This is a genomic window from Azospirillum sp. UENF 111221, from assembly GCF_058780625.1.
This window is the reverse complement of record NZ_JBSNCH010000005.1, coordinates 1,688,149-1,711,985: the sequence shown is the minus strand read 5'-3', so window position 1 is coordinate 1,711,985 and position 23,837 is coordinate 1,688,149. Positions and strand designations below refer to the sequence as shown.

The 23,837-nt window shown below is 66.8% G+C and carries 25 protein-coding genes; 12 read left to right on the top strand and 13 right to left on the bottom strand.

Features of this window, described 5'->3' with window-relative positions; all coding sequences use genetic code 11:
* Positions 1-46: 46 nt before the first annotated feature.
* Positions 47-1,474: an oxygen-independent coproporphyrinogen III oxidase gene (gene hemN / locus ACWPN3_RS22685; protein ID WP_492241242.1), complete on the top strand. Its 1,428-nt coding sequence runs from the start codon at positions 47-49 to the stop codon at positions 1,472-1,474.
* Between the two features lie 90 nt (positions 1,475-1,564).
* Here hemN and xopAW read toward each other — a convergent pair whose 3' ends face one another.
* The gene (xopAW, locus tag ACWPN3_RS22680) at positions 1,565-2,380 is read right to left on the bottom strand and encodes a XopAW family type III secretion system calcium-binding effector (protein WP_492241241.1); all 816 of its coding nucleotides are present in this window, start codon (positions 2,378-2,380) and stop codon (positions 1,565-1,567) included.
* Between the two features lie 274 nt (positions 2,381-2,654).
* On the opposite strand from xopAW, the gene ACWPN3_RS22675 reads away from it, so the two are divergent.
* Together ACWPN3_RS22675 and ACWPN3_RS22670 are read left to right on the top strand one after the other, a co-directional pair.
* Positions 2,655-3,107 carry an SH3 domain-containing protein gene (locus ACWPN3_RS22675; RefSeq protein ID WP_109448478.1) on the top strand — a complete coding sequence of 151 codons (453 nt, stop codon included), beginning with the start codon at positions 2,655-2,657 and terminating at the stop codon, positions 3,105-3,107.
* Between the two features lie 125 nt (positions 3,108-3,232).
* The gene (locus tag ACWPN3_RS22670; protein ID WP_492241240.1) at positions 3,233-4,171 is read left to right on the top strand and encodes an ImuA family protein; all 939 of its coding nucleotides are present in this window, start codon (positions 3,233-3,235) and stop codon (positions 4,169-4,171) included.
* A 7-nt stretch (positions 4,172-4,178) separates the two neighbouring features.
* Here the strand turns inward: ACWPN3_RS22670 and ACWPN3_RS22665 are convergent, their stop codons facing one another.
* Positions 4,179-4,361 (bottom strand): hypothetical protein, encoded by a 183-nt coding sequence (locus tag ACWPN3_RS22665; protein WP_109448476.1) that lies wholly within the window; start codon positions 4,359-4,361, stop codon positions 4,179-4,181.
* Between the two features lie 360 nt (positions 4,362-4,721).
* Between ACWPN3_RS22665 and ACWPN3_RS22660 the strand changes: the two genes are divergently transcribed.
* Complete coding sequence (locus ACWPN3_RS22660) at positions 4,722-5,429, top strand: tRNA-uridine aminocarboxypropyltransferase (RefSeq protein ID WP_492241239.1); 708 nt, start codon at positions 4,722-4,724, stop codon at positions 5,427-5,429.
* A gap of 306 nt (positions 5,430-5,735) precedes the next feature.
* Positions 5,736-6,317 (top strand): tyrosine phosphatase family protein, encoded by a 582-nt coding sequence (locus tag ACWPN3_RS22655; protein ID WP_247873098.1) that lies wholly within the window; start codon positions 5,736-5,738, stop codon positions 6,315-6,317.
* Between the two features lie 156 nt (positions 6,318-6,473).
* Here ACWPN3_RS22655 and ACWPN3_RS22650 read toward each other — a convergent pair whose 3' ends face one another.
* From ACWPN3_RS22650 to ACWPN3_RS22640, 3 genes are all read right to left on the bottom strand, one after another.
* Entirely contained in the window at positions 6,474-7,109 is a 636-nt protein-coding gene (locus tag ACWPN3_RS22650) for a 2OG-Fe(II) oxygenase (protein ID WP_109448475.1), read from the bottom strand.
* A gap of 78 nt (positions 7,110-7,187) precedes the next feature.
* Entirely contained in the window at positions 7,188-7,844 is a 657-nt protein-coding gene (locus ACWPN3_RS22645) for a 2OG-Fe(II) oxygenase (protein WP_109448474.1), read from the bottom strand.
* Between the two features lie 157 nt (positions 7,845-8,001).
* On the bottom strand, positions 8,002-8,994 hold the full coding sequence (locus ACWPN3_RS22640; protein ID WP_492261754.1) for a mitochondrial fission ELM1 family protein: 993 nt from the start codon (positions 8,992-8,994) through the stop codon (positions 8,002-8,004).
* 173 nt (positions 8,995-9,167) lie between these two features.
* Here ACWPN3_RS22640 and ACWPN3_RS22635 point away from each other — a divergent pair, with 173 nt between their 5' ends.
* Entirely contained in the window at positions 9,168-9,728 is a 561-nt protein-coding gene (locus tag ACWPN3_RS22635) for an Lrp/AsnC family transcriptional regulator (protein WP_109448471.1), read from the top strand.
* Between the two features lie 31 nt (positions 9,729-9,759).
* On the opposite strand, the gene chrA is transcribed toward ACWPN3_RS22635, so the two are convergent.
* Positions 9,760-11,079 carry a chromate efflux transporter gene (chrA, locus tag ACWPN3_RS22630; RefSeq protein WP_492241237.1) on the bottom strand — a complete coding sequence of 440 codons (1,320 nt, stop codon included), beginning with the start codon at positions 11,077-11,079 and terminating at the stop codon, positions 9,760-9,762.
* Between the two features lie 181 nt (positions 11,080-11,260).
* Here chrA and ACWPN3_RS22625 point away from each other — a divergent pair, with 181 nt between their 5' ends.
* Positions 11,261-12,208 carry a dienelactone hydrolase family protein gene (locus ACWPN3_RS22625; protein WP_199237644.1) on the top strand — a complete coding sequence of 316 codons (948 nt, stop codon included), beginning with the start codon at positions 11,261-11,263 and terminating at the stop codon, positions 12,206-12,208.
* A gap of 45 nt (positions 12,209-12,253) precedes the next feature.
* Here ACWPN3_RS22625 and greA read toward each other — a convergent pair whose 3' ends face one another.
* Complete coding sequence (gene greA / locus ACWPN3_RS22620) at positions 12,254-12,727, bottom strand: transcription elongation factor GreA (RefSeq protein WP_012972887.1); 474 nt, start codon at positions 12,725-12,727, stop codon at positions 12,254-12,256.
* Between the two features lie 96 nt (positions 12,728-12,823).
* Positions 12,824-16,072 (bottom strand): carbamoyl-phosphate synthase large subunit, encoded by a 3,249-nt coding sequence (carB, locus tag ACWPN3_RS22615; RefSeq protein ID WP_492241236.1) that lies wholly within the window; start codon positions 16,070-16,072, stop codon positions 12,824-12,826.
* A gap of 261 nt (positions 16,073-16,333) precedes the next feature.
* Here carB and ACWPN3_RS22610 point away from each other — a divergent pair, with 261 nt between their 5' ends.
* The 4 genes from ACWPN3_RS22610 to ACWPN3_RS22595 all read left to right on the top strand — a co-directional run bounded on the left by ACWPN3_RS22610 (position 16,334) and on the right by ACWPN3_RS22595 (position 18,344).
* On the top strand, positions 16,334-17,164 hold the full coding sequence (locus ACWPN3_RS22610; RefSeq protein ID WP_492241235.1) for a PAS domain-containing protein: 831 nt from the start codon (positions 16,334-16,336) through the stop codon (positions 17,162-17,164).
* 12 nt (positions 17,165-17,176) lie between these two features.
* On the top strand, positions 17,177-17,551 hold the full coding sequence (locus ACWPN3_RS22605; protein WP_492241234.1) for a hypothetical protein: 375 nt from the start codon (positions 17,177-17,179) through the stop codon (positions 17,549-17,551).
* Between the two features lie 122 nt (positions 17,552-17,673).
* Positions 17,674-17,928: a type II toxin-antitoxin system Phd/YefM family antitoxin gene (locus ACWPN3_RS22600; protein WP_492241233.1), complete on the top strand. Its 255-nt coding sequence runs from the start codon at positions 17,674-17,676 to the stop codon at positions 17,926-17,928.
* Complete coding sequence (locus ACWPN3_RS22595; protein ID WP_492241232.1) at positions 17,928-18,344, top strand: type II toxin-antitoxin system VapC family toxin; 417 nt, start codon at positions 17,928-17,930, stop codon at positions 18,342-18,344. The genes ACWPN3_RS22600 and ACWPN3_RS22595 overlap by 1 nt, the downstream gene beginning before the upstream one ends.
* Positions 18,345-18,412: 68 nt before the next feature.
* On the opposite strand, the gene ACWPN3_RS22590 is transcribed toward ACWPN3_RS22595, so the two are convergent.
* The 5 genes from ACWPN3_RS22590 to ACWPN3_RS22570 all read right to left on the bottom strand — a co-directional run bounded on the left by ACWPN3_RS22590 (position 18,413) and on the right by ACWPN3_RS22570 (position 22,647).
* On the bottom strand, positions 18,413-19,030 hold the full coding sequence (locus tag ACWPN3_RS22590) for a cytochrome c3 family protein (protein WP_376957624.1): 618 nt from the start codon (positions 19,028-19,030) through the stop codon (positions 18,413-18,415).
* A complete protein-coding gene (locus ACWPN3_RS22585; protein ID WP_199237643.1) occupies positions 19,027-19,551 on the bottom strand; it encodes a nitrate reductase cytochrome c-type subunit in 525 nt (174 codons plus the stop codon). The genes ACWPN3_RS22590 and ACWPN3_RS22585 overlap by 4 nt, the downstream gene beginning before the upstream one ends.
* Positions 19,552-19,565: 14 nt before the next feature.
* Positions 19,566-22,067, bottom strand: a complete 2,502-nt coding sequence (gene napA / locus ACWPN3_RS22580) for a nitrate reductase catalytic subunit NapA (RefSeq protein WP_492241230.1) — start codon at positions 22,065-22,067, stop codon at positions 19,566-19,568.
* Between the two features lie 94 nt (positions 22,068-22,161).
* Complete coding sequence (locus tag ACWPN3_RS22575; RefSeq protein WP_492241229.1) at positions 22,162-22,428, bottom strand: chaperone NapD; 267 nt, start codon at positions 22,426-22,428, stop codon at positions 22,162-22,164.
* A 24-nt stretch (positions 22,429-22,452) separates the two neighbouring features.
* A complete protein-coding gene (locus ACWPN3_RS22570; protein ID WP_492241228.1) occupies positions 22,453-22,647 on the bottom strand; it encodes a periplasmic nitrate reductase, NapE protein in 195 nt (64 codons plus the stop codon).
* 254 nt (positions 22,648-22,901) lie between these two features.
* Here ACWPN3_RS22570 and ACWPN3_RS22565 point away from each other — a divergent pair, with 254 nt between their 5' ends.
* On the top strand, positions 22,902-23,645 hold the full coding sequence (locus tag ACWPN3_RS22565) for an MgtC/SapB family protein (protein WP_109452954.1): 744 nt from the start codon (positions 22,902-22,904) through the stop codon (positions 23,643-23,645).
* The last annotated feature ends 192 nt before the right edge of the window (positions 23,646-23,837 follow it).

The window sequence follows — 23,837 nt, the reverse complement described above, 5'->3', positions numbered from 1 at the left end:
ACGTGGATCAAGGCAGGGGTGGGGGGACTGCGGCACTCTGTCGCTCATGAACGCCATCACCGCCCTGGCCGTTTCGCCGGCCCCCGCCAACCCGTCCCATTCCCATGGTGTCGCCCACGGTGTCGACGCCGCGCTGCTCGCCAAGTATGACGGGCTGCGGGTGCCGCGTTACACCAGCTATCCGACCGCGCCGCACTTCACGCCAGAGGTGAACGGCGATGTCTATGGTGGCTGGCTGGAGGCGACCGAGCCGTCCCGCTCGGGATCGCTCTACCTGCATGTCCCCTTCTGTCAGAAGATGTGCTGGTACTGCGGCTGCCACACCAAGATCGTCGCCCGCTATGAGCCGATTGCGGAGTATCTCGACCATATGCGGCGCGAGATCGCCATGGTGGCCGACCGCATTCCCGGCCGTTTGTCGGTTCGCCACATCCATTTCGGCGGCGGCACCCCGACCATGATGGCGCCCGACGATTTCGAGGCGATGATTGCACTGCTGCTCAGGCGCTTCGACGTCGCCGACGATGCCGAACTGGCGGTGGAGATCGATCCCCGCACCCTGACGGCGGAGATGGCGGCCGCGATGGGCCGCGCCGGGGTCAACCGCGCCTCGCTGGGCGTGCAGGATTTCGACGAGACGGTGCAGCAGGCGATCAACCGCGTCCAGCCGCGCGCCGTCACCGAACAGGCGCTGGCCTGGCTGAAGGACGCCGGCATCGCCAGCGTCAATCTCGACCTGATGTATGGCCTGCCGCACCAGTCGGTGGAGAGCGTCGCCCGCTCCGCCGAAATTGCGCTGGAAATGGAGCCCGACCGGCTGTCGGTCTTCGGTTACGCCCATGTGCCATGGATGAAGACCCACCAGAAGAAGATCGACGAGTCGGTCCTGGCCGGTTCGCTCGGCCGCTGGGAGCAGTTCGCCGCCATCGCCGACACGCTGTCGGCCGCCGACTACAGCGCCATCGGCCTCGACCATTTCGCCCGTCCCGGCGACGAGCTGGCGGTGCAGCAGGAGGAAGGGCGGCTGGGCCGCAACTTCCAGGGCTACACCACCGACGATGCTGAGATTCTGCTGGGCTTCGGCTCCTCCTCCATCGGTGCCTTGCCGCAGGGCTACGTGCAGAACGCGGTGCCCTTCGACCATTACGCCACCGCCATCGAGGAGGGCCGCCTGCCCACCGGCAAGGGCATCGCGCTGACCCAGGACGACAAGGTGCGGCGCGACCTGATCATGCGGCTGATGTGCGACCTGTCGGTCGACACCGCCGCCATCGCCCGTGCCCACGGCTTGCCCGAGTCCGCTTTCGACGCGGAGTTGAAGGGCATGGCCGATCTGGTCGCCGACGGCGTCGCGGTGGTGGACGGCCGGCGTGTCCATGTGCCGGAGAGCGCGCGGCCGCTGATGCGCATCGTCGCCGCCCGCTTCGACACCCACCTGTCCAAAGGCGCCGGACGGCACAGCCGGGCGGTTTGACGGCATTCGGAGAAGATCGGGTAAAAGAAAAGGCGGCCGGCGCCACCCGCCGACCGCCTTTCCCCGTGCCGCGCATCCGAACCCACAAGGCTACGCGGCAACCTCGTTGATGCCCTGCATCAATGTCCGCAGCATGTCGCCGCTGAGGCGGTTGGACGTGACGCCGCCCGTCTGCTGCTGCATGCCGCCATAGGCGGCCATCCGTTCCTGTTCCGACACATAGCCGTCCTTGTTGGTGTCCAGCGGGTCGTAGCTGGTCGTGCCGCCCGCCGACGCGGTGCTGGACGACGAAGACGAGGACGACGAGCTGGAGGAGGTCGACGAAGTCGAGTCCGTGCTGCTGCTGTCGGAAGCGCTGGTGGTGCCGCTGTCATTGGCGGGTGGCGGCGGGGGCGGCGGGCGGTTGGCGTCGGCCTGTTTCAGCGCGCTGCTCAACTCGTCCTGGGAAATCGACCCGTCCTCGTCGCTGTCGAGGCTGCTGAACAGAGATGCGGCATCGGTGCTCGACTGGCCGGCGGAGGTCAGGACGGATGTCAGCTCGTCGGTGCTGATGCCGCCGCTGCTGTCGCTGTCCAGGCTGGAATAGAGGTTCTGGGCGAACTGCTGCTGCATCGCGCTCGCCTGCTCCTGCGCCGCCAGCAGGGCGCTGCCGCTGCCATAGTCGAACTGGCTGGCGAAGGAACTGAATTCGGTCGTGCTGAGCGAGCCGTTGCTGTCGCTGTCCAGGCTGCCGATCAGGCCGTCGACGGCGGACGACAGTTTCCCGCTGTCGGAGGCTGCCGAGGTGCCGCCGAGCGCGCCCAGCAACTCGTCCTTGGACAGCGACGAGTCGCTGTTGGCATCCGCCTTGGAGAAGAATTTCTGAAGCGTCGCCGCGCTGTTGGAACTGCCGAGGGAGGAAATCATGGCCGGATGCCCCCGTAAGGTGCCGTCGTGATGGTCAAGATACGCGGGGCGGCTTGGGACTCCTGCGCGGAACGGCGTCGAAAAAGATCGAATTTGAGATAATTTTTTGCGACTGGGCGGCGTGCCTCAAAAAGCGCATAACGACTCCAGCTGCGCTGCGGTGGCGAAGAGGGGGCCGCCTCCTGTATGGTCGCGCCGAAGGTCCACAACCCACCCGTTTACCCTTTCCGTTCATCCCGTTCCTGCAAAGCACCGTTCCATCTCAAGGTGAGCGATGATCCGGCGTCTGCGTACCCTTCCCTTGATGGTGGCCCTGGCCACGCTGATGGTTCCCGGCTGCATGCCGTACCAGCGGACCCCCAATCCGCCGACCGTGCGGACAGCACCAGACACCGGAACCGGGCTGGAGCCGATCTATGGGGAATGGCAGGTGGACAAACCGACGCCGGCCTATGCCCAGCCGGCTGGCGGCTCGGGCGTCATCGCAACGATTGGGACGGGGCAGGCGGTGACCACGCTGGGCCGTGTGCGCAACAGCGACTGGGTGGCGGTGAAGGTCGGCGGCTCCACCGCCTATGTCCGGCTGCATCTGCTCAGCCTGAAGGGCAGCACCCCGCGTGGCAGCCGCGGCACCTCCACCACCCTGGCGAAGCCCGTCGACAATGCCGGCCCGACCATCAAGGCCGCCCCGCGCGGCAAGATCGGCGCGACGCCAATCGCCAACTGATCCCAGCGACGGCTGACCTCAGGGCAAACGGTCTCAAAACAAGACAGGAGTCGCAGACTCCCTCTCGACAAGCGTTCATGATAGAACATATCAGGAACATATGCCTGTCGAGCGGAGCCTTAGTCATGCCTGTCCCCTTGTCCTCCTCCCCATCTGCGGACGCGGCACCGCGCGACCGAGCCGGAATGCTGGCCGACCTGCGCGCACGCATCCGGCGGATCGAGGGAGCGGGCGGCGAAGGGGGACGGACCCTGGCGTTCGGCATCGACTCGGTCGATGGCCATCTGCCCGACGGCGGGCTGCCGCTGGGCTGCCTGCATGCGGTGGCTGCGGACGACCCGGGGGCCGGCACCGGATTCACCGCGGCGCTGCTGGCCCGGCTGGCGACCCCGAAAAGGCCGGTGCTGTGGATCCTACGCGGGCGCGACCTGTATGCCCCGGGGTTGGCGGCCTACGGGCTCACGCCCGATCGGCTGGTCGCGGTGCGGGCGGTGCGGCCGGTCGACGCGCTGTGGGCGATGGAGGAGGCGCTGCGCTGCTCCACCCTATCGGCGGTGCTGGGCGAACTGGAGGGGCTGGACCTGACCGCCAGCCGGCGGCTGCAGCTTGCCGCCGAGTCTTCGGGGGTGACCGGCTTCCTGCTGGACGCGAGCGCCGGCGCATCGGACGGGCGCAACCAACGGATGGAAGGCCGGCGGCTGGCAGGCCGACGGATGGCGGGCGAGCGGGCGGAAGGGCTCAGCGCAGCGGTGACCCGCTGGCGGCTGGATGCCGTTCCCAGTCTGGATGAGGAGGGGGATGCGGCACCACGCCCGGCCGGAGGCCCGCCGGGGCTGGGGATGCCGCACTGGTCGGTCATGCTGGAGCGCTGCCGGGGCGGGCGCCCAGGCAGCTGGACCCTCGCCTGGGACGGGCAGGGCTGGCACGACGTGGGGAAAGAGGATCGAAGCGGCCTTCGGCAGGCCGCAAGACGCGAGTCGGGGCTATGGCCGGCCGGGCAGCCGATGTCCGACAACCGACGGGGTCGTCTGTCGGATCACCGCAAACCGGCCATCGCAGGCTGACTGCCGGTCAGTAGTCGGTCGCCCAGTCGGGCTCGCGGCGGCCGGGTTGCTCCGACCCGTCCGGCTCGGTCATCCAGCGCGGATCATCCGCGTCCATCGGGGCGTGGAGCGGCAGCTGGCGGGCGAACTCCGCGCTGTCGGCATCGCGGCGCTGCTTCAGCAGGCGGTCGGCAAGGTGGGCGGGCAGCATGGCAGGTCTCCTTCTGAGCGCCGGATGGCACCGCGGATCAGCCTGACTAAGGCCGGTCCTGGCCCACCCGTCGTCCTGTTTGCCTGGATAATAACTACGCAAGTTCCAGGCCAGCTGTTAAGCGCGTCACACGAGTTCCATGACACACGACTAAATCTCTACAAACGGTTTATACGAAGCCACTTGAACCCACATGAACAGGTATGACACGAGGGAGTCTTGGGAGGGGATTTGTCGTACACGCCGTGACGGCCACCGCTCTTCGGTGAGCATCGCCGTCCTTGATGTGAGATGTGTTCCCTTCCGCGTCGTTCCAACCCATATTCGCGGCCAATCCCCTTCAAGGAATGCGTACCTCCCATGCACAGCGCCACCGTCCCCAATTCCTGCCCGACCTGCCTAAAGCCTAATCACCTGTGCATTTGTGAGGCAGTCCAGCCGATCGACAACGGCGTCTTCCTGCTGATCCTGCAGCATCCGCAGGAGAAGCGGGAAAATCTGGGCACCGCCCAGATCGCCCATCTGCAATTCGCCAATTCGTTGGTGAAGGTCGGGCTGAGCTGGCCGGGCCTGAAGCGCATCCTGGGGCGGGAGGTCGATCCCAAGCGCTGGGGCGTGCTGTATCTCGGCCCGGTGAAGGATGGCGGCGCTCCGCGTGCGGAGGTGGGGGTGGTCGACAGGAACGGCGAGCCGCTGCGCGACAGTGCGGAGATCCTGGAGGATCTGGAAGGCGTCATCGTCCTGGACGGCACCTGGAGCCAGGCCAAGACCTTGTGGTGGCGCAATGCCTGGCTGCTGAAATGCCGCCGCATCGTGCTGAACCCGCAGTTCCGCTCGCTCTATGGGCAGGCGCGCAAGGAGCCGCGGCGCGACAGCGTCTCCACCCTCGAAGCCGGCGCTTTCCTGCTGTCGCGGCTGGAGGGTGACCAGACCATCATGGACACCGCGCTGAAGCCCTTCTCCCTGCTGCTGAAGAAGCTGCGCGCACCCCGCCCGCGTCCGGCTGCGGCGCCGGCCGCCGATGCTCCGGCTGCTGATTCCGGCGAGGAGGGGGCTGAGGAGGCCTGACGCTCGTTCGCGCGGCTGCAACCAACCGGCGGCTGCACCGTTGATGAGGGGTGAGAGGGCCGGCGGCGTCCGGCCGCATCGCCCGTCATCAACGGAAGAAGGAGAAGCTACGTGCGAGGCATCCTGCTGTGGCTGGTCGGCATTCCGATCCCCGTCATCCTCCTGCTCTACCTGTTCAACATTCTTTGATCGGCCTGGATTCTTTGACCGGCCCGGCTTCCGCCGGGTTGACGGGGCCGCGGCGCGCGGTGCCAAATGCTGGCCGCAAATCCCTTCGATTTTCTTCCCCTGCAATCGAACGAGAGAATGATGGCCAGCGATTTCGTGCCCTTCGGCCTGACGGTCTGCGGTCTCAGCGAGCTTTGCAATTTCGGCGGCGGCAAGGTCAGCCATGTGCTGTCGATCCTCGACCCCGACATGACGGAGCCGAGCGCGTTCGGCGATTATGGCGAGCATGAACGGCTGGAGCTGCGTTTCCACGACGTCATCGAGCCGACCCAGGGCCAGATCGCGCCGGAACGGTCGGATGTGGAACGCATCCTGGCCTTCGGCCGCGACCTGCTGGCCGAACCGGTGGATTGCCGCCACCTGCTGGTCCACTGCCATGCGGGCGTATCGCGGTCCACCGCAGCGCTGACCATGATTCTGGCCCAGGCGCGCCCGGAACTGCCGGCGGCCGACGCGGTGGGGACGGTGGTCGCGATCCGGGCCCAGACCTGGCCCAACCTGCGCATGATCGAATTCGCCGACGACATCCTCGGCCGCAACGGCGACCTGATCGCCGCCGTGCGCCAGCGCCACCGCACGCTCGGCAAGCAGCGCCCGGAGCTGGTTCAGTTCATGATCGACAATGGCCGCATCCGCGAGGTCGAGGATCTGATCGACTGAGGGGACGGATGCGGCCCTTCTGGGTTTCACGTTTTTCGGCCGTCATCCCCGCGAAGGCGGAAATCCAGTCGCTTCAGCCGCTTGAATGCGGAGTTTCTTGGATCCCCGCCTTCGCGGGGATGACGGCTGATAATCGGCCCTAAAAACCCACTGTCCTCAATAGCCTGCCGACTGCTGACCACCGAAGACGCCCTTCGCCCAGGCGCCGATGCGGTGGCGCCACTGTTCGTGCCAGATATAGACGCCGCCCTTGACCCAGTTCATCTGGATCGCGCGGCGTTGGCCTTCAAAAGGATAATGGCCGTGCCAGGAGGTGTCGCTGCGGCGGAAACACATCAGGGTGCCTTCCTCCGGCGGGACCTCGGCAGCGTAATCCTCCAGGTTCTGGGAGCGCAGGATGCGCAGGCGGCCGCCGGTTGCTTCCCAGGGCGGGTTCATGTAGATCAGAACGGTGATGACCTTGCTGGCCGAATCCGGATGGATCTTGCCGTCGGTCGGCCGGCACATGCCGCGCGCCGTGAACATGGTCGGGTACTTCGACAGATCCACATCGAACTTGTCGGAGAAGGCCTTGCAAACCTCCGGCCCCTTCAGTTCGGCGATCATTCGGTCGAAGCTCGGCCCCTGGGGGAAGACGCCCAGCGGGATCGAGCCGGGCTTGTCCACCTTGGGATAGTCGCGGTGCAGCTCTTCCAGATACTCCCGCTTCACGAAACCCGGAACGCACAGGAAATCATAGGGATCGTGCTGCAGGGGGGTAGCGCGGAACTTGTCCAGATCAAGCATGGACATGGGTACGAGACTCCCAAAGAGCGTGCCGACGGTGGCTTTGCCCCCCAAAACCGGCGTCACTTAAACACGGCGGAAGTTTTATGCAACAGGTTTGTCAGGGAAGCACAATTCTTGCCGCGCCCGCCATTCCGGGCCGACATAGTTCACGATGATCGATTTGCGCACCCCGTCGATCGAACGTTTCTCGAAGCCATGCCAAGTGTTGCTTCCGGGGATGAAGATCAGCCCCTCGTTGAAGGCGTAGGGCGCGCGGGCGACGACGGTCCGGCTCTCGTCCAGCACGTCGGTGCCCCAGTGCGAGCAGTTCGGCCCCTTCGAGAGATAGACCAGCATCGTGTATTTCTTGACGCCGATGTCGGTGTGCGGCTCCAGCCAGAAGCCGTCGGTGTCCTGGCAATATTCGATGCGCAGGCTGGTGCCGGTCAGGTCGACGTTGCAGGTCTTCTGGATCGCGTCCACCACCGCGCGGCTCTGGAAGGCCTGGGCCACCGTCTCGCACACCGCATATTTGGCGCGGTTCTCCTCGCCGAAATAGGTGCGCGACGCGTTGTTGGTCTCGCGCTTGCCATAGGTGTCGGACACCGGGGGCGGACCCCAGGGAAGCTCGGCGATGGCGTCGGCGGACTCCTCCGGCAGCGCCTCGGACAGCAGCCAGTGATTGTAGGGCTGGTCGAACAGCCGGCTGTTATCCAGGCAACGCAGGAAAGAGGCGGAAACGGCGTCGGGAGTGGTCATGGCGGCGGAAGTTCCGGATGGAAGGACGGCCCCGGACCGTGTTTGTCGGAACGGCCGGTTTGCCAGCGCTTATGGCATGGCCGGCGCCCGAACTCCGCAGCAAACCGGTCGTACCAGCGGGGTGCGCGCATTGGTCGCGCCGCACCCCGCTCTCCCGCTACGACAGGCCGAATCGGCTGCGGTGGGCGGACAGGCGGCGCCGCACCTCTTCGGCCACCACCTCCGTCTCGTTCAGCGGCGCATAGTCCCAATGGTCCAGGGAGCCGTCGAAGGGCCGCGTGATGCCGTCCTGGTACAGCCCGTCATGGAAGGCGCGGAACTTGGGCGACCCGCCCTCCAGCTCGATCACATAGACCGGCTTGCCGGTCGAGCAGGCTTCCGAGGTCATCGACACGCTGTCGCAGGTCACCGCCACGGCGTCGGCGAGGCCGAGATAGGCGAAGTAAGGATTCTCGCCGCTGCCGTCCCACACCTCCGCCGGCAGGCCGGACAGGCGGGCGCGCAGGATCGCCTCGTTGTCGGCGCCGGTGCGGCGCGATGGGGTGACCATCAGCCCGGCGCCATGGCTGCGCGTCAGGTTGGCCAGCCGTTCGGCCACATCGCCCATGATGGTGGGCGTCAGGCGGTAGACGCCGTTGTCGCCGCCGATCAGCACGGCGATGCGCGGGTGCGGCAGGTGCGCCAGACGCGGGGCAAAGCGTTCGGCCGCGTCGGCCAGGATGGCGGGCGTCACCCGGTGCAGGGCGCCGCGGGTCACCATCACGTTGTCGCCGCGCAGCCTGTCATGGCGCGGCACGACGATCAGGTCGAAATGGCGCGGGTTCATCACTGGATCCTGGATCTGGACGGTGAAGGTCCGGCCGCCCGACTGCTGGCGCACCGCCAGCGAGACGGCGATGGACTGCCGCCCGGTGCCGATCAGCAGGTCGGGCCAGGGCGGCCCCACCGGATCGCCGTTGGGGCCGGCGGCGAATTGGTTGCCGATGCGCCAGTAGGGGGTCAGCTGGCGCCAGGGCGTGCGCAGATGCACGCGCTTGACGACCGGCGTCAGGCCGAGCGACTCCGCCAGACCGATGCACTGGTTTTCCATGCCGGCCTTGCCGTCCGACACGACCCAGCAGGTCAGAGGCGCGCTGGTCAGAGGTTGCATGAGAACCCGGATCGTTGAAGCTTCGAAGGGAGGGGAGCCCTCAGGCGGGAGGGCTGCGGCGAAAAGACCGTTATCGGGGTTGCTCGCCCTTGCGGGGGTTTCCGTCTTGGCGTAGACACCATGCCCGTGTAATATCCTTTCTCCAAATCATCCCCGGAGCGACCGAGTAAACCATGCGGCGGGTCAAACTCGACCGAATTGACCGTCGGATTCTGCGCGATCTGCAGAACGACGGCCGGATGACCAATGTGGAGCTTGCCCGACGTGCCGGCATCTCCGCTCCGCCCTGCCTGCGCCGCGTCCGCGCGCTGGAGGAGGCGGGATTCATCCGTGGCTACCACGCCGACGTCAACCCCGATGCACTGGGGTTCGGCGTCACGGTGTTCGCCCAGGTCGGCCTCAGCAGCCAGGCCGAAGCGGACCTAAAGAAATTCGAGGAGCTCGTCAACAGCTGGCCGCTCGTGCGTGAGTGCAACATGCTGGCCGGCGAATATGACTTCGTCCTGAAGATCGTGGCGGAGGACTGGGACGACTACCAGCGCTTCCTGACGACCAAGCTGACGGCGGCGCCCAACGTCGCCCATGTGAAGTCGGCCCTGTCGATCCGCACCAGCAAGCACACCCCCGGCGTTCCCATCGACGTCGATTCGCCCGACATCCCGGAAGGGAATGAGGACGACGAGGACGAGGATTACGCGGAGGACGAGACGCCCGCCCGCGCCACCCGGCGCTGAGCGGGCCCCAGCTCGTTCGACCCTGCTCAGTCTACAAGGAAGAGGCGGCGAGCGCCTGGATCAGGCCCGCCGCCGCTCCCCCCGCCACCACCCAGTGGATCGCCACCCCCCGGTGGGTCAGCGCGTAAAGTGCTGCCAGCATGATCGCCCAGGCCCAGATCAGGCTGCCTGCCGTATGCTGCCCGTCCGGCAGCAGCACCGCCATTCCCAGATAGACGCCCAAATTCAGGATCACCCCCACCACCGCCGCGGCGATGGCGGCCAGCGCCCCTGCGGCCAGACGGTTGTGGATCAGCCGCTCCAGATAGGGGGCGCCGGCGAAGATGAACAGGAAGCAGGGCAGGAAGGTGACGTAAGTCGTCAGCGCCGCCCCCAGCGTTCCCGCCAGCGCCGGCGACAGGGCGCCCGGCCGGTTCCAGCCGGCGAAGAAACCGACATATTGCGTGACCAGGATCAGCGGCCCCGGCGTCGTCTCGGCCAGCGCCAGCCCGTCGATCATCTCCCGCGGGCTGAGCCAGCCATAGCTGTCCACCGCCTGTCCGGCGATGTATGGCAGCACGGCATAGGCGCCGCCGAAGGTGATGAAGGCAGCCTTGGTGAACAGCGCCGCAATGCCGCGCCAGGGATCGGCACCGAAGGCCAGCAGGACCGCGCCCACCGGCACCGCCCACAGAACCAAGCCCAGCCCAAGCAGGGTAAGCAGCCGTCCGGCCTTCGGAGCGGGCTCCGCCGTCGGGTCGGTGGTGGAACCGCCGTCGGAGCCATCGTCGCCCGCCGGATGCGGATGGGCGAACCAATGGCGACCGGTGCGCGCCGCCACACCGCCGATCACCGCCGCGCCGCCGATAACCAGTGGGAAGGGCAGGTGCAGCAGCGCCAGCGCCAGAAAGGCCGCACCGGCCAGGGCGACGGCGGCCGGGCCCTTCAGCGTCCGGCGGCCCAGGCGCCAGACCGCGGCGGCGATGATCGCCACCACCGCCGGCTTGATGCCGTCGAACAGCGCGCCGACCAGCCCGGTGTCGCCATGGGCCGCGGCGATCCAGGACAGGGCCAGCAGCACCAGCGCACCCGGCAGCACGAACAGCCCGCCCGCCACCAGCCCGCCGCGCATGCCATACATCCGCCAGCCGATATAGGTGGCGAGCTGCTGTGCCTCCGGTCCCGGCAGCAGCATGCAGAAGTTCAGCGCATGCAGGAACCGGGTCTGGTCGATCCAGCGGCGGCGGTCGACCAGCTCGCTCTGCATCATCGCGATCTGCCCGGCCGGACCGCCGAAGCTGGTCAGCCCCAGCCGCAGCCAGTAGAGGCAGAAGGCGCCGAAGGACGGAAGGGGAGTGCGGAGATCATTCATCGTCCCGCAGCCTAGCTCAAACGCGGCGGCAAGGCAGCTTTCGCCGTCTGGCGGATAAGTGGACGACGCGTCCGCAGGGACAAATGCCGGGCGCCCATGGCCTTCCGCATCGCGGAGGTTTAATATTGCAACCGCGAGCGCCGCCGTCGGGGCAGGCGCCGGAGGTCGGGGACGCTGCAGAATGAAGGCTTCCACCCGCGGTCTTGCGGCTGTGTTGGGGGCGGTGCTGTATGCCGGTGCCGGTGGGATCGCGGCGGGCGTGATCGCGGTTGGGGGGCTGACCCTGTCGGCGGCGCCTGTGCAGGCCGCGGTCGGTGTCCATGCCGAAGAGATCGTGCGCTTTCCGTCTGTCGACGGGGATTTGACCGGCGGCACGCCGACGATGCTGAGCGGCCGGCTGCTGCGCCCGGCGGGCAACGGCCCGCACCCGGCGGTGGTGATGCTGCATGGCTGCGGCGGCCTCTATGCCCGCAACGGCCGGGTGTCGCCGCGCCATGTCTGGTGGGCCACCCACCTGCAGCGGCAGGGTTACGAGGTGCTGATGGTCGACAGCTTCGGTCCGCGCGATGTGGAGGAGGTCTGCACCACCGCGCTGAAGGACCGGACCGTCCGCGCCACGGTGGAGCGCAAGCGCGACGCTTGGGCGGCACTGGCCTTCCTGCGCAAGCGGCCGGAGGTGGACCATGACCGCATCGGTCTGATCGGCTGGTCACAGGGGGCGAGCACCGTGATGGTCGCCTATGGCGCCGGCGAGGATGGACCGGCCGGGACCGAGGAGGGCGGCTTCCGCGCCGCCGTCGCTTTCTACCCGGGCTGCAAGGCGGCGTTGAGCAAGGAGGATTGGCAGCCGGACGGCCCGCTGCTGCTGTTGGTCGGCGGCAAGGACGACTGGACGCCGCCGGAGAGCTGCGTCGAGCTGTCCGGGCGCGACGGGGTCAAGGGCAAGGTGGATCTGGTGGTCTATCCCGACGCCTATCACGGCTTCGACGCGCCGGACGCGCCGGTGCGCAAGCGCAAGGACCTCGCCACCGCCCCCGGCGGCACTGCCCATGTCGGCACGGACGAAGACGCCCGCTCGGACGCGATCCGGCGGGTGAACGACTTCTTCAGGGAAAAGCTTGGGGGATAAGGGGACAACCGCCCTCTCCCGGGGTGGGAGAGGGCGGTTGAAACGTCAACGGAACTCGACCGAAACGATCTCGTACAGCTTGGAACCGCCGGGGGTGGACACCTCGACGCTGTCGCCGACGGACTTGTTGATCAGGGCGCGGGCCAGCGGCGCCTGGATCGACAGAAGGCGGTTCTTGATGTCGCTCTCGTCCTGGCCGACGATCTGATAGGTCGTCTCCTCGTCCGTGTCCTGGTCGGCCAGGGTCACGGTCGCGCCGAACTTCACGGTGCTGCCGGTCAGCTTGGCCGGGTCGATGACCTCGGCACGGCTGATCTTGTCCTCCAACTCCAGCACGCGGCCTTCGATGAAGCTCTGACGTTCGCGCGCCGCGTGATACTCGGCGTTTTCCGAAAGGTCGCCATGTTCGCGGGCTTCCGCGATGGCTTTGATGACCGCCGGGCGTTCGGTGATCTTAAGGTGCTTCAATTCCTCCTGGAGGCGGTTGAAGCCCGCCGCTGTCATCGGAACTTTTTCCATGTTCGGTCCATCACCGCTTGCAGTCGTTCGACCTGTCCAAAGCGACATCAAGGACGAAGACGGCGCGGAGGAGGTCCGCCGCGCCGTCGTCCGTCCTTAATACGATCCGCTAAGGTACGACTGCAACGGGGCGACTTCAAGGCTGCCGTTCCGGAGTGCGGCAATCGCTTCCACTGCTGCGCGTGCTCCTGCCACCGTCGTATAGTACGGAATGTTGTAGGTCAGCGCGGTGCGACGCAGGCTGAAGCTGTCGGACAGCGCCTGGGCGCCTTCCGTGGTGTTGATCACCAGATGCACGTTGCCGTTGATCATGGCGTCGACGATGTGGGGCTGGCCTTCGACCACCTTGTTGATGGTTTCCGCCGGCACGCCGGCATCGCTCAGCACCTTGGCGGTGCCGGATGTGGCGAGGATGCTGAAGCCCATCTCGTGCAGCTTCTTGGAGATCACCGCCAGCGCCGGCTTGTCGTGGTCCTTGACCGAGACGAAGACGCTGCCCTTGACCGGCAGGGTGACGCCGGCGCCGAGCTGCGCCTTGGCGAAGGCCAGCGCGAAGTTGTGGTCGAGGCCCATGACCTCGCCCGTCGACTTCATCTCCGGACCCAGCACGATGTCGACGCCGGGGAAGCGGGCGAAGGGGAAGACCGCTTCCTTGACCGCGGTGTGCGGCGGGGTCGGGCCGTTCAGCGTGAAGGCGGACAGCTTCTCGCCGGCCATGACGCGGGCCGCGATCTTGGCGATGGCGGTGCCGGTGGCCTTGGCGACGAAGGGCACCGTGCGGCTGGCGCGCGGGTTGACCTCCAGGATGTAGACGGTGCCGGCCTTGACGGCGAACTGCACGTTCATCAGCCCGACCACCTTCAGCGCATGGGCGAGCGCGTCCGACTGGCGGTTGATCTCGGCGATGGTGTCGGCCGGCAGCGTGTAGGGCGGCAGGGCGCAGGCGCTGTCGCCGGAATGGATGCCGGCCTCCTCGATGTGCTCCATCACGCCGGCGACATAGACCTGCTCGCCGTCGCAGACGACGTCCACGTCGACCTCGATGGCGTCCTGCAGGTAGCTGTCGATCAGCACCGGGTTCTTGCCCGACACCTGCACGGCGGTGCCCATGTAGCGCTGGAGCCCGGTCATGTCGTGGACGATCTCCATCGCCCGGCCGCCCAGCACGTAGGACGGACGGATGACGACCGGGAAGCCGATGCGGGCGGCGACCGCTTCGGCCTCTTCCAGCGAACGGGCGAGGCCGTTGGCAGGCTGCTTCAGGTTCAGATCGACCAACAGCTTCTGGAAGCGCTCGCGGTCCTCGGCCAGGTCGATGGCGTCGGGCGAGGTGCCGAGGATCGGGATGCCGGCGGCCTCCAATGCTGCGGCGAGCTTCAGCGGGGTCTGGCCGCCGAACTGCACGATGCAGCCCAGCACGGTGCCGTTGCGCTGCTCGACCCGCACCAGCTCCACCACGTCCTCGGCCGTCAGCGGCTCGAAATACAGGCGGTCGGCGGTGTCGTAGTCGGTGGATACGGTCTCCGGGTTGCAGTTGACCATGATGGTCTCGATGCCGGCCTCCTGCAGGGCGTAGACGGCATGGACGCAGCAATAGTCGAACTCGATGCCCTGGCCGATGCGGTTCGGACCGCCGCCGAGGATGACGACCTTGCGCTTGTCGGTCGGGTCCGATTCGCACTCGGCCTCGCCGGTCCCGTCGGTCTCGTAGGTCGAGTACATATAGGGGGTGGCGGACGCGAATTCGGCGGCGCAGGTGTCGATGCGCTTGTAGACCGGGGTAACGCCGGCCATGCGGCGGGACGCTGCGACCGCGGCTTCGGTGGTCTTGGCCAGCTCGGCCAGACGGGCGTCGGAGAAGCCCATCTGCTTCAGCTTCAACCAGCCGGCCTTGTCGGTCGGCAGCCCGCCGGCGCGGATCGCCGCCTCACGGTCGGTGATCGCCTTGATCTGCTCCAGGAACCACGCGTCGTACTTGGAGACGGCCTGCACCTCGTCCACGGTGAAGCCGTGGCGGAAGGCCTGGGCGATCACCAGCAGGCGGTCGGGGGTGGGGGTGGCGAGCGCGCCGCGGATGGCGGTGCGGTCCGGGTTCTCGTCCCCGCCGATCTTCACCTCGTTGAAGCCGGTCAGGCCGGTCTCCATCGAGCGCAGGGCCTTCTGCACCGACTCCTGGAAGGTGCGGCCGATGGACATCGCCTCGCCCACCGACTTCATCGAGGTGGTCAGCAGCGGCTCCGAGCCCTTGAACTTCTCGAAGGTGAAGCGCGGCATCTTGGTGACGACATAGTCGATCGTCGGCTCGAAGCTCGCGGGCGTGGTGCCGGTGATATCGTTGGTCAGCTCGTCCAGCCGGTAGCCGACCGCCAGCTTGGCGGCGATCTTGGCGATGGGGAAGCCGGTGGCCTTCGACGCCAGCGCCGAGGAGCGCGACACGCGCGGGTTCATCTCGATGACGATCAGGCGGCCGTTGGCCGGGTTGACCGCGAACTGCACGTTCGAGCCGCCGGTGTCGACGCCGATCTCGCGCAGCACGGCGATCGAGGCGTCGCGCATGATCTGGTATTCTTTGTCGGTCAGCGTCAGCGACGGCGCTACGGTGATCGAGTCGCCGGTGTGGACGCCCATCGGGTCGATGTTCTCGATGGCGCAGACGATGATGCAGTTGTCGGCGCCGTCGCGCACGACCTCCATCTCGTATTCCTTCCAGCCCAGCACCGATTCCTCGATCAGCACCTCGCCGACCGGGCTGGCACGCAGGCCGCCGCGCACGATGTCCTCGAACTCCGCCCGGTTGTAGGCGATGCCGCCGCCGGTGCCGGCCAGCGTGAAGCTGGGACGGATGATGGCGGGCAGGCCGACCAACTCCAGCGCGTCCATCGCCTCGTCCAGCGTGCGGACCATGCGCGACTTAGGCGACTCCAGGCCCAGCTTGTCCATGGCGTCGCGGAACAGGATGCGGTCCTCGGCCTTGGCGATGACGTCGCGCTTGGCGCCGATCATCTCCACGCCGAGCCGCTCCAGCGTGCCGTCGTCGGACAACGCCATCGCCGTGTTCAGCGCGGTCTGGCCGCCCATCGTCGGCAGCAGGGCGTCGGGACGCTCCTTCTCCAGGATCTTGGCGACGACCGCCGGGGTGATCGGCTCGATGTAGGTGGCGTCGGCCAGACCGGGGTCGGTCATGATGGTGGCCGGGTTGGAGTTGACGAGGATGACCCGGTAGCCTTCCTCGCGCAGCGCCTTGCACGCCTGAACGCCGGAATAGTCGAACTCGCAAGCCTGTCCGATGACGATCGGACCCGCGCCGATGATGCAGATGGATTTGATGTCGGTGCGTTTGGGCATGGGTCCGCTTCTCTGAAATGTGGTCAGCCGAAAACCCCCCGGCACCGGGGGACCGGAGACGGAGAGCGGGATGGGCATGTCGTGCAAGGCCCCCTTATAGGGGGTTCCGGGCCGGGGGGGAAGGGGTGGCATGGATGTCACCCTCGCATGACTGAATCTCGGGCGCGGCACTGCCGCCCCATGCGGGCCTTGAATGGCGGGGGAAAGGGACGCATCAATTCCCCTTCTCCCATTTCGCATACCCATTGGAGATACGCCCCGATGAGCCACGCATTCGCCAAGGACAGCCGCGCCTGCGCCGCCTGCGTCTCGTGGGGCGGCGAGCGCGCGCTGTCGGAGGACAACACGCTGGTGCATGTCGCCCGCCACGGGGTGGAGGGGGAATGCCGGACCGCCAGCAGCCAGGACTACCGCCGCATCACCAAGGGCTATCACACCTGCACCGCCTGGGCGCCGCTGCCGATGCTGAAGAAGCATGGCGGACGGATCGGCCATACGCCCGCCGGGCAGGCCCACACGCTGGTCACCGCCGCGGCCTCGCGCCCCATTCCGCAGCCGGTCTCCCAGCCGGTGCCGGCGGCAGCGGCCTTCGCCTCGGCGCCGGTGGCGACTCCGGTGCTGGACCTTCCGCCGCCGCCCTGCCGGGCCGACGTGATCGATGCGGAACAGACGCCGCAGGTCCGCATCCTCTACACCCACTGGGTGAGGCTGAAGCGCAAGCGCCGCATGCCGCTGGCAAGCGAGATCGACACGGCCCAGGTCCGGGAAAGCGTGCCGCGCACCGCTCTGATGGAGCCGACCGCCGATGGCAGCGACTTCGTCTACAAGTCCTGCGGCCGCGCCCTGCAACGCCGGCTGGCCGAGCGGCCGACGACACGGCGGGTGACCGACTGCCACCCGGAGCAGGCGGCGCAGCGCTGGCTGTCCGACCTGCGCGCCTGCCTGGAAAGCGGCGAGCCGCGCTGCCTGCTGGTGCGCGACGATCCGATGCTGCCGGGGGCGAAGTTCGTCGAGCTTCTGCTGCCGCTGGCCGACGTCGAAGGCGGGCCGGCGACGCGGGTGCTGGCCTACCGCCATGTGCCGGGTGGCTGAGGGGAGGCGGCGATGGGCGATGCGCCAAGCGGAGAAGGGCCGAAGGGAGAAGGACCCGGCCCGGAGATTGTCGGCGTCTGGCCGGCCGCTGTCTGGATCGTCGTCGGCGCCGGCCATTACCTGAACGATCCCGACCATTTCGCCGGCTGGAAGGGGGCGCTGTATTTCGTGCTGGGCACCGGTCTGGTGGCGCTGGTCGGCGGCATCGCCAGCCTGTCGGCACGCCGTACCGTCGCCGGTATCCAGGAACGTCTGCTGAAGGAGGTTCGTCACCGCCGCGATTGGGCGAGCTGGTGGGTGGCGCTGGGCTTGCGCGGGCTGGTCGGACTTGGCGAAGCGGTGCTGGTGACGCTGCTGGCTCTGTCGGTGGTGGCGATGCTGGGATAGGTGAAGGTTTGATGTAGCTATGTAACTACACGCATCTTGTCTCTGATGGGGGCGATCTGTATCGTCTTCATAGCGGTCGTCCATGGCGACGCGTGAGCAGCGGTTCTCAGAAGAGGGACACCATGGGGCGCATGATTTCCAGCCGTGAGTTCAATCAGAACCCGAGCGAGGCCAAACGAGCAGCCGAGGATGGACCCGTGATCGTTACCGACCGTGGCGAACCGGCCTTTGTTCTGTTGCGTTATGACACGTACCGCCGCCTGTCCGGTGAGGGAGGCTCGCTTTTGGACCTGTTGCGGCAGGAAGGGGAGGAGGCGGATTTCGATTTCGACCCGCCGAAGCTACAGGCTATGGCCCGCCCGGTGGATCTGGACTGATGTATCTGTTGGATACCAACGCCGTGTCGGAGTTGCGGCGGCCAGCACGAGCCAATGCCGGATTGGTGACTTGGGCTTCCAAAGCGATGCCGGCCGACTTGTTCATCTCGGCAATCACCCTGTTCGAGATCGAACGTGGCGCCGGTTTGGTGGCGCGGAAGGATCCTGCCCACGGAACGGCACTGCGCAGTTGGATTGACGGCCACGTCCTGGTGGTGTTTCAGGGGCGGATCCTTCCTGTCGATGCCGATGTGGCCAAGCGGTGCGCCACATTGCATGTCCCGACTCCGCGCCCCGAGCGTGACAGCATGATCGCAGCAACGGCCCTGGTCCATCGTTTGACGGTGGTGACACGGAACACGAAGGATTTCGAGCCGATGAGTGTTCCGTTGCTCAATCCCTGGATTTCAGAGTGAAGCGTTTCCCCTGAAACACCGACGGCCCCGCTCCTTTCGGAAGCGGGGCCGTTGCATCAACTCGATCCTTACTTCTGGCTGGTCTTCATGCTCCAGCCCGGCTCGATCCCCTGCATGTCGGGCAGGTGGTGGGCGATGCCCTTGTGGCAGTCGATGCAGGTGTTCTGGCCGGTGAACAGATAGGTCTCGTGCATCTTGGCGGCGCGCGGGTTCTGCTTGGTAATGTCCATCGAGTCGGCGCTGTGGCAGTTGCGGCATTCCAGCGAGTTGTTGGACTTCAGCCGCGCCCATTCGTGCTCGGCCAGCTCGCGGCGCTTGTCGAGGAACTTCTCGCGGGTGTCGATGGTGCCGAAGATCTTGCCCCAGACCTCCTTCGATGCCTGCATCTTGCGGGCGATTTTGTCGGTCCACTGGTGCGGGACGTGGCAGTCCGGGCAGCTGGCGCGCACGCCCGACCGGTTGGTGAAGTGGATGGTCTGCTTCAGCTCCTCATAGGGATTGTCGCGCATCTCGTGGCAGCTGATGCAGAAGGCTTCCTTGTTGGTGGCCTCCAGGGCGGTGTTGAAGCCGCCCCAGAAGACGACGCCGGCAATGAAGCCGCCCAGCGTCAGGAAACCCAGGCTGAAATGGACGCTGGGGCGGGCGAACAGCCGCCACAGGCCCAGCAATGCGGAGCGGATTGTCATTTCTGGCCGCCTTGGGCATGGCCCAGGACCGAGTCAAAGTCTTGGAAGCTGTTGGGAACGATCGGCTGGGCGTCGGTCTGCGGCACATGGCACTGGGTGCAGAAGTAGCGGCGGGCCGCCACCGTGCCCAGCGTCTGGCCGTCACGGTCCTGGAAATGGGTGACCGACAGCATGGGGGCCTGCGAGCCGGCCGTGTTTCGGCGGTCGTGGCAGGTCAGGCACTTGTTGATGTTCAGGTCGATCTGATAGTCGCGGATAGCATGCGGGATCAGCGGCGGCTGGTCGGCGTAGTTGCGCACGCGCTTCTGGTCGTCGGTGATCTCGCGGTGGGTCGCCTCGGCCGGGACATCCGTGGTGATCGGATGGTTGGCGGAGGGGACTTTGATCCCCCCCACGGTGCCGGTGGCGTCCGCAATCACGACGGGCTTGTCGGCGGCGACGACACCGGAGGTGACGCCGATGGTCATGGCCGGGATGCCGGCCAGCAGGGCCAGCGCGGCGATCAGGAAACGGGTCTTCATGATGCCGGCACTCCTCAGGCGTTCAGGACTGGCGTGATCTTGACCGCGCATTTCTTGTAGTCGGTCTGCTTGCTGATGGGATCGGTGGCGTCGAGCGTCACCTTGTTGATGAGGACCGTGTGGTCGAAGAAGGGGACGAAGACCAGGCCGCGCGGTGGCTTGTTGCGCCCGCGAGTCTCGACCCGCACCCGGACCTCGCCGCGGCGGGAGGTGACGCGCACCTCCTGCCCGCGCCGGACGTTGAGATCCTTGGCGTCGTCGGGGTGCATGAACACCACGGCGTTCGGGAAGGCCTTGCGCAGCTCCGGAACGCGGAGCGTCATCGATCCGCTGTGCCAGTGCTCGATCACGCGGCCGGTGCTGAGCCAGAAGGGATAGTCGGTGTCGGGCGCTTCGGCCGGCGGCTCGTAGGGCAGGGCGAAGACGTTGGCCTTGCCGTCCTTGTTGCCGTAGAAGCGCATGCCCTCGCCGGCCTTCACATACGGGTCGGAGCCCTCGCGGTAGCGCCACTTGGTCTCCTTGCCGTCCACCACCGGCCAGCGCAGGCCGCGTTCCTGGTGGTACTGCTCGAAGGGCGCCAGATCGTGGCCGTGGCCGCGGCCGAAGGCGGCGTATTCCTCGAACAGGCCCTTCTGGACGTAGAAGCCGGCGTCCTTGGCCTCCTGGTTGTTGTAGGTCGGGTCGAGGTCGGACAGCGGGAAGCGGTCGACCTGACCGTTGCGGAACAGCACCTCGTACAGGGTCTTGCCGCGCAGCTCCGGCTTCTTGTTCAGCAATTCCTCCGGCCACACCTCCTCGATGCGGAAGCGTTTGGAGAACTCCATGATCTGCCACAGGTCGGACCGAGCGCCGTCCGGCGCATCGACCAGCTGGCGCCACAGCTGGGTGCGGCGCTCGGCGTTGCCGTAGCCGCCCTCCTTCTCCACCCACATGGCGGTGGGCAGGATCAGGTCGGCGGCCAGCGCCGTCACGGTGGGGTAGGGATCGGAGACGACGATGAAGTTTTCCGGGTTGCGGTAGCCGGGGAAGGTCTCCTTCGCCGTGTTCGGGGCCGTCTGCATGTTGTTGTTGCACATGACCCAGTAGGCGTTGAGCTTGCCGTCCTTCAGCATGCGGTCCTGCTGGACGGCGTGGTAGCCGACCTTGTCGGGGATGGTCCCCTCCGGCAGCTTCCAGATCTCCTCGGCGTGTTTGCGGTGCTCGGGGTTGGTCACCACCATGTCGGCGGGCAGCCGGTGGGAGAAGGTGCCGACCTCGCGCGCGGTGCCGCAGGCCGAAGGTTGGCCGGTCAGCGAGAAGGGGCCGCAGCCGGGCTGGGAGATTTTGCCGGTCAGCAGGTGGATGTTGTAGACGAGGTTGTTGGCCCAGACGCCGCGGACATGCTGGTTGAAGCCCATGGTCCAGAAGGACACGACCTTCACCTTCGGGTCGGCGTACAGCTCGGCCAGCGCCTCCAGCCGGTTCTTCGGCACGCCCGACAGCTCGTGGGCCTTATCCAGCGTGTAGGGCTCGACGAACCTGGCGAACTCGTCGAAGCTGATCGGGTCGGAGTCGTTGGCGTTGGCGGCGTTCTTCGCCTTCTTCTCCAAGGGGTTGTCGGGACGCAGGCCATAGCCGATGTCGTCGCGGCCGCGCTTGAAGTTGCAGTGCTTCTCGATGAACTCCTTGTTGACCCGGCCGGTCTTGATGATGTGGTTGGCGATGTAGTTGAGGATCGCCAGGTCGGAACCGGGGGTGAAGACCAGACCGATGTCGGCGAGGTCGAAGCTGCGGTGCTCGTAGGTCGACAGCACGGCGACCTTGCAGCCGGGATGGCTGAGGCGGCGGTCGGTGACGCGCGTCCACAGGATGGGGTGCATCTCCGCCATGTTGGAGCCCCACAGCACGAAGGCGTCGGCCTGCTCCATGTCGTCGTAGCAGCCCATCGGCTCGTCCATGCCGAAGGTGCGCATGAAGCCGGCCACCGCCGACGCCATGCAGTGGCGGGCGTTCGGGTCGAGATTGTTGGAGCGCAGGCCAGCCTTCATCAGCTTGGAGGCGGCATAGCCCTCATAGATGGTCCATTGGCCGGAGCCGAACATGCCGACGGCGGTCGGACCCTTCTTCTTCAGGGTCTCCTTCCACTTGGCGGCCATGATGTCGAAGGCTGCGTCCCAGCTGATCGGCTCGAACTCGCCGTCCTTGTCGAACTTTCCGTCCTTCATGCGCAGCAGCGGCTGGTTCAGCCGGTCCTCGCCATACATGATCTTGGACAGGAAATAGCCCTTCACGCAGTTCAGGCCGCGGTTCACCTCGGCCTTCACGTCGCCGTGGGTGGCGACGACGCGGCCGTCCTTGACGCCGACCATTACGCCGCAGCCGGTGCCGCAGAACCGGCAGGGGGCCTTCGACCAGGTCAGCTTGGCGCCTTCCCCGGTCAGGATGTTGGCGGCGGACGCGGGCAGCGAGATTCCGGCCGCCGCGGCGGCGGCAGCGGCGGCTTGCGCCTTCAGGTAATCGCGGCGGGACAGAAACATGGGGAGGACTCCAGGGTCGGAGGAAATTCGGTCGGGAAAAGGCGGAAACGGCGCGCCTGGCTGGGGATCCGGGTGACAGTCCAGGGGAGAGGGGTCAGGCTGCGTCGATCGCGTCCGCGGGTTCGTAGTGGTGGTAGACCATGGTGGTGGTGTGGACGCCGGGAATGGCGTTGAGCAGGGCGATGCGGTCGACGACCTCTGCCGCGCTGGCGGTGACCAGGGTCACCACAGCCTTGCCGTTCTCCGCGGCACACCAGTCGAGCCCGGCGACGGAAGCCGCCGCCTGGCGCACCGCGTCGGTGTGGTCGGGGCTGTGCTGGATGACGAGGCTGGAGATGTGGACTTCGGGTGCGCGGGGCATGTCGGTCCTGGGGGAGCGCTGGGCTCAGTGGGTGAGGATCTGGTACATCCAGATCGAGAAGCCGTAGGCGGCGACGGTGCCGACGGCGATCACCGGCCAGACCAGCACCGCCAGCCACAGGAACATCAGCCCCTCGGCCCGGCGGGTCGGGGCCGGTGCGGAGTCGGTCGCCTTCCGGTCGGACGGATGGGACAGGACGGGGGAGGGGGTGGGCCTCATGGCGGCACTCTCGGTCGGAGCGGAAACAGGTCGAACCGGTCCCGGTGCCAGCCCTGATGGCTGGTCCTTAGGTACTGGTTTTCGGCCCTTAGTATCGGTACTTTCCGGCGAGCTGGAATTGACTCAGGTCAAGTGGGGCCACTTGCGGCCTGTGACGGAATGGCGCCTTCTGTTGCGCAGGCGCCATCGCCCGGGCTGCGCTAGACTGCGGTGGAGGTCTTCATTGGAAACCTCGATCGGGAATGGAATGGGCCATGGATTTGCTGCGCTCCTACTGGTCGCAGGCCGAGTTGGCGACCAACGGGTTGATCCTGCTGCATCTTTTGGGAGCCTTGGCGGTCGGGCTGCTGCTGGGGTACGAGCGCAGCTATCACGGGCGGGCGGCCGGGATGCGGACCTACGGGCTGGTCTGCCTGGCCTCGGCCGCGCTGACTGTGGTCAACGCCTACCCCTCCATGTGGTATGGCGGCATCGGGACGCAGGGGGCGCCGCACGCGGCTGCCCTGACCGGCGATCCGACGCGGGTGATCCAGGGCATCGTCACCGGCATCGGTTTTCTCGGCGCCGGGGTCATCATGCGCGAGGGGCTGTCGATCCGCGGCCTGTCCACCGCCGCCTCGATCTGGGCGACCTCGGCCATCGGCATCGTCATCGGGCTCGGCTTTTATGCGGTCGCCATCGCCGCGGCGCTGTTGACCATCCTGGTGATGAGCCTGCTGCGGCCGGTCGAGCGGCTGCTGCCCCACCAGTCGGTGGTCCACCTGACGCTGGTCTTCCCGCGCGACAAGGCCCCGCCGCCGGAAGAACTGCGGGCGCAGGCCAAGAAACACGGGTTCGAGGTGGTCGACTGGGCCTTTCATCTCGCCAACGGCAGCGGCCAGTTCGAATGCCAGCTGGTGCTTCAGGGGAAAGGCGACCCCGATCCGATGGCGCTGGTCAGCGCCCTTGCCTCCACCGACACGGTGGTGGAGTTCAAGCTGTCCCCTTCACGCATCTGACGACGGCCGGGAACCAGAAGAGTTGGAAGGACGTAATGCATACAAACTTAATGTTTTGCTAAAACTTTATCCATATCGATAACCCGCGATGATGAAGGACGCGAACAACGGCAGGGAATGGCGAGGCTGGAATCGCCGCCCTTCTGCCCGGCAGAACGGCCCTGGCGGGCGCAATGCCGGTTCCCCGGCCTC

Excerpts from the sequence above, each read along its gene's own strand:
- hemN (WP_492241242.1), top strand. The coding sequence starts at position 47 with ATGAACGCCATCACCGCCCTGGCCGTTTCGCCGGCCCCCGCCAACCCG.
- xopAW (WP_492241241.1), bottom strand. The coding sequence starts at position 2,380 with ATGATTTCCTCCCTCGGCAGTTCCAACAGCGCGGCGACGCTTCAGAAA.
- ACWPN3_RS22675 (WP_109448478.1), top strand. The coding sequence starts at position 2,655 with ATGATCCGGCGTCTGCGTACCCTTCCCTTGATGGTGGCCCTGGCCACG.
- ACWPN3_RS22670 (WP_492241240.1), top strand. The coding sequence starts at position 3,233 with ATGCCTGTCCCCTTGTCCTCCTCCCCATCTGCGGACGCGGCACCGCGC.
- ACWPN3_RS22665 (WP_109448476.1), bottom strand. The coding sequence starts at position 4,361 with ATGCTGCCCGCCCACCTTGCCGACCGCCTGCTGAAGCAGCGCCGCGAT.
- ACWPN3_RS22660 (WP_492241239.1), top strand. The coding sequence starts at position 4,722 with ATGCACAGCGCCACCGTCCCCAATTCCTGCCCGACCTGCCTAAAGCCT.
- ACWPN3_RS22655 (WP_247873098.1), top strand. The coding sequence starts at position 5,736 with ATGATGGCCAGCGATTTCGTGCCCTTCGGCCTGACGGTCTGCGGTCTC.
- ACWPN3_RS22650 (WP_109448475.1), bottom strand. The coding sequence starts at position 7,109 with ATGTCCATGCTTGATCTGGACAAGTTCCGCGCTACCCCCCTGCAGCAC.
- ACWPN3_RS22645 (WP_109448474.1), bottom strand. The coding sequence starts at position 7,844 with ATGACCACTCCCGACGCCGTTTCCGCCTCTTTCCTGCGTTGCCTGGAT.
- ACWPN3_RS22640 (WP_492261754.1), bottom strand. The coding sequence starts at position 8,994 with ATGCAACCTCTGACCAGCGCGCCTCTGACCTGCTGGGTCGTGTCGGAC.
- ACWPN3_RS22635 (WP_109448471.1), top strand. The coding sequence starts at position 9,168 with ATGCGGCGGGTCAAACTCGACCGAATTGACCGTCGGATTCTGCGCGAT.
- chrA (WP_492241237.1), bottom strand. The coding sequence starts at position 11,079 with ATGAATGATCTCCGCACTCCCCTTCCGTCCTTCGGCGCCTTCTGCCTC.
- ACWPN3_RS22625 (WP_199237644.1), top strand. The coding sequence starts at position 11,261 with ATGAAGGCTTCCACCCGCGGTCTTGCGGCTGTGTTGGGGGCGGTGCTG.
- greA (WP_012972887.1), bottom strand. The coding sequence starts at position 12,727 with ATGGAAAAAGTTCCGATGACAGCGGCGGGCTTCAACCGCCTCCAGGAG.
- carB (WP_492241236.1), bottom strand. The coding sequence starts at position 16,072 with ATGCCCAAACGCACCGACATCAAATCCATCTGCATCATCGGCGCGGGT.
- ACWPN3_RS22610 (WP_492241235.1), top strand. The coding sequence starts at position 16,334 with ATGAGCCACGCATTCGCCAAGGACAGCCGCGCCTGCGCCGCCTGCGTC.
- ACWPN3_RS22605 (WP_492241234.1), top strand. The coding sequence starts at position 17,177 with ATGGGCGATGCGCCAAGCGGAGAAGGGCCGAAGGGAGAAGGACCCGGC.
- ACWPN3_RS22600 (WP_492241233.1), top strand. The coding sequence starts at position 17,674 with ATGGGGCGCATGATTTCCAGCCGTGAGTTCAATCAGAACCCGAGCGAG.
- ACWPN3_RS22595 (WP_492241232.1), top strand. The coding sequence starts at position 17,928 with ATGTATCTGTTGGATACCAACGCCGTGTCGGAGTTGCGGCGGCCAGCA.
- ACWPN3_RS22590 (WP_376957624.1), bottom strand. The coding sequence starts at position 19,030 with ATGACAATCCGCTCCGCATTGCTGGGCCTGTGGCGGCTGTTCGCCCGC.
- ACWPN3_RS22585 (WP_199237643.1), bottom strand. The coding sequence starts at position 19,551 with ATGAAGACCCGTTTCCTGATCGCCGCGCTGGCCCTGCTGGCCGGCATC.
- napA (WP_492241230.1), bottom strand. The coding sequence starts at position 22,067 with ATGTTTCTGTCCCGCCGCGATTACCTGAAGGCGCAAGCCGCCGCTGCC.
- ACWPN3_RS22575 (WP_492241229.1), bottom strand. The coding sequence starts at position 22,428 with ATGCCCCGCGCACCCGAAGTCCACATCTCCAGCCTCGTCATCCAGCAC.
- ACWPN3_RS22570 (WP_492241228.1), bottom strand. The coding sequence starts at position 22,647 with ATGAGGCCCACCCCCTCCCCCGTCCTGTCCCATCCGTCCGACCGGAAG.
- ACWPN3_RS22565 (WP_109452954.1), top strand. The coding sequence starts at position 22,902 with ATGGATTTGCTGCGCTCCTACTGGTCGCAGGCCGAGTTGGCGACCAAC.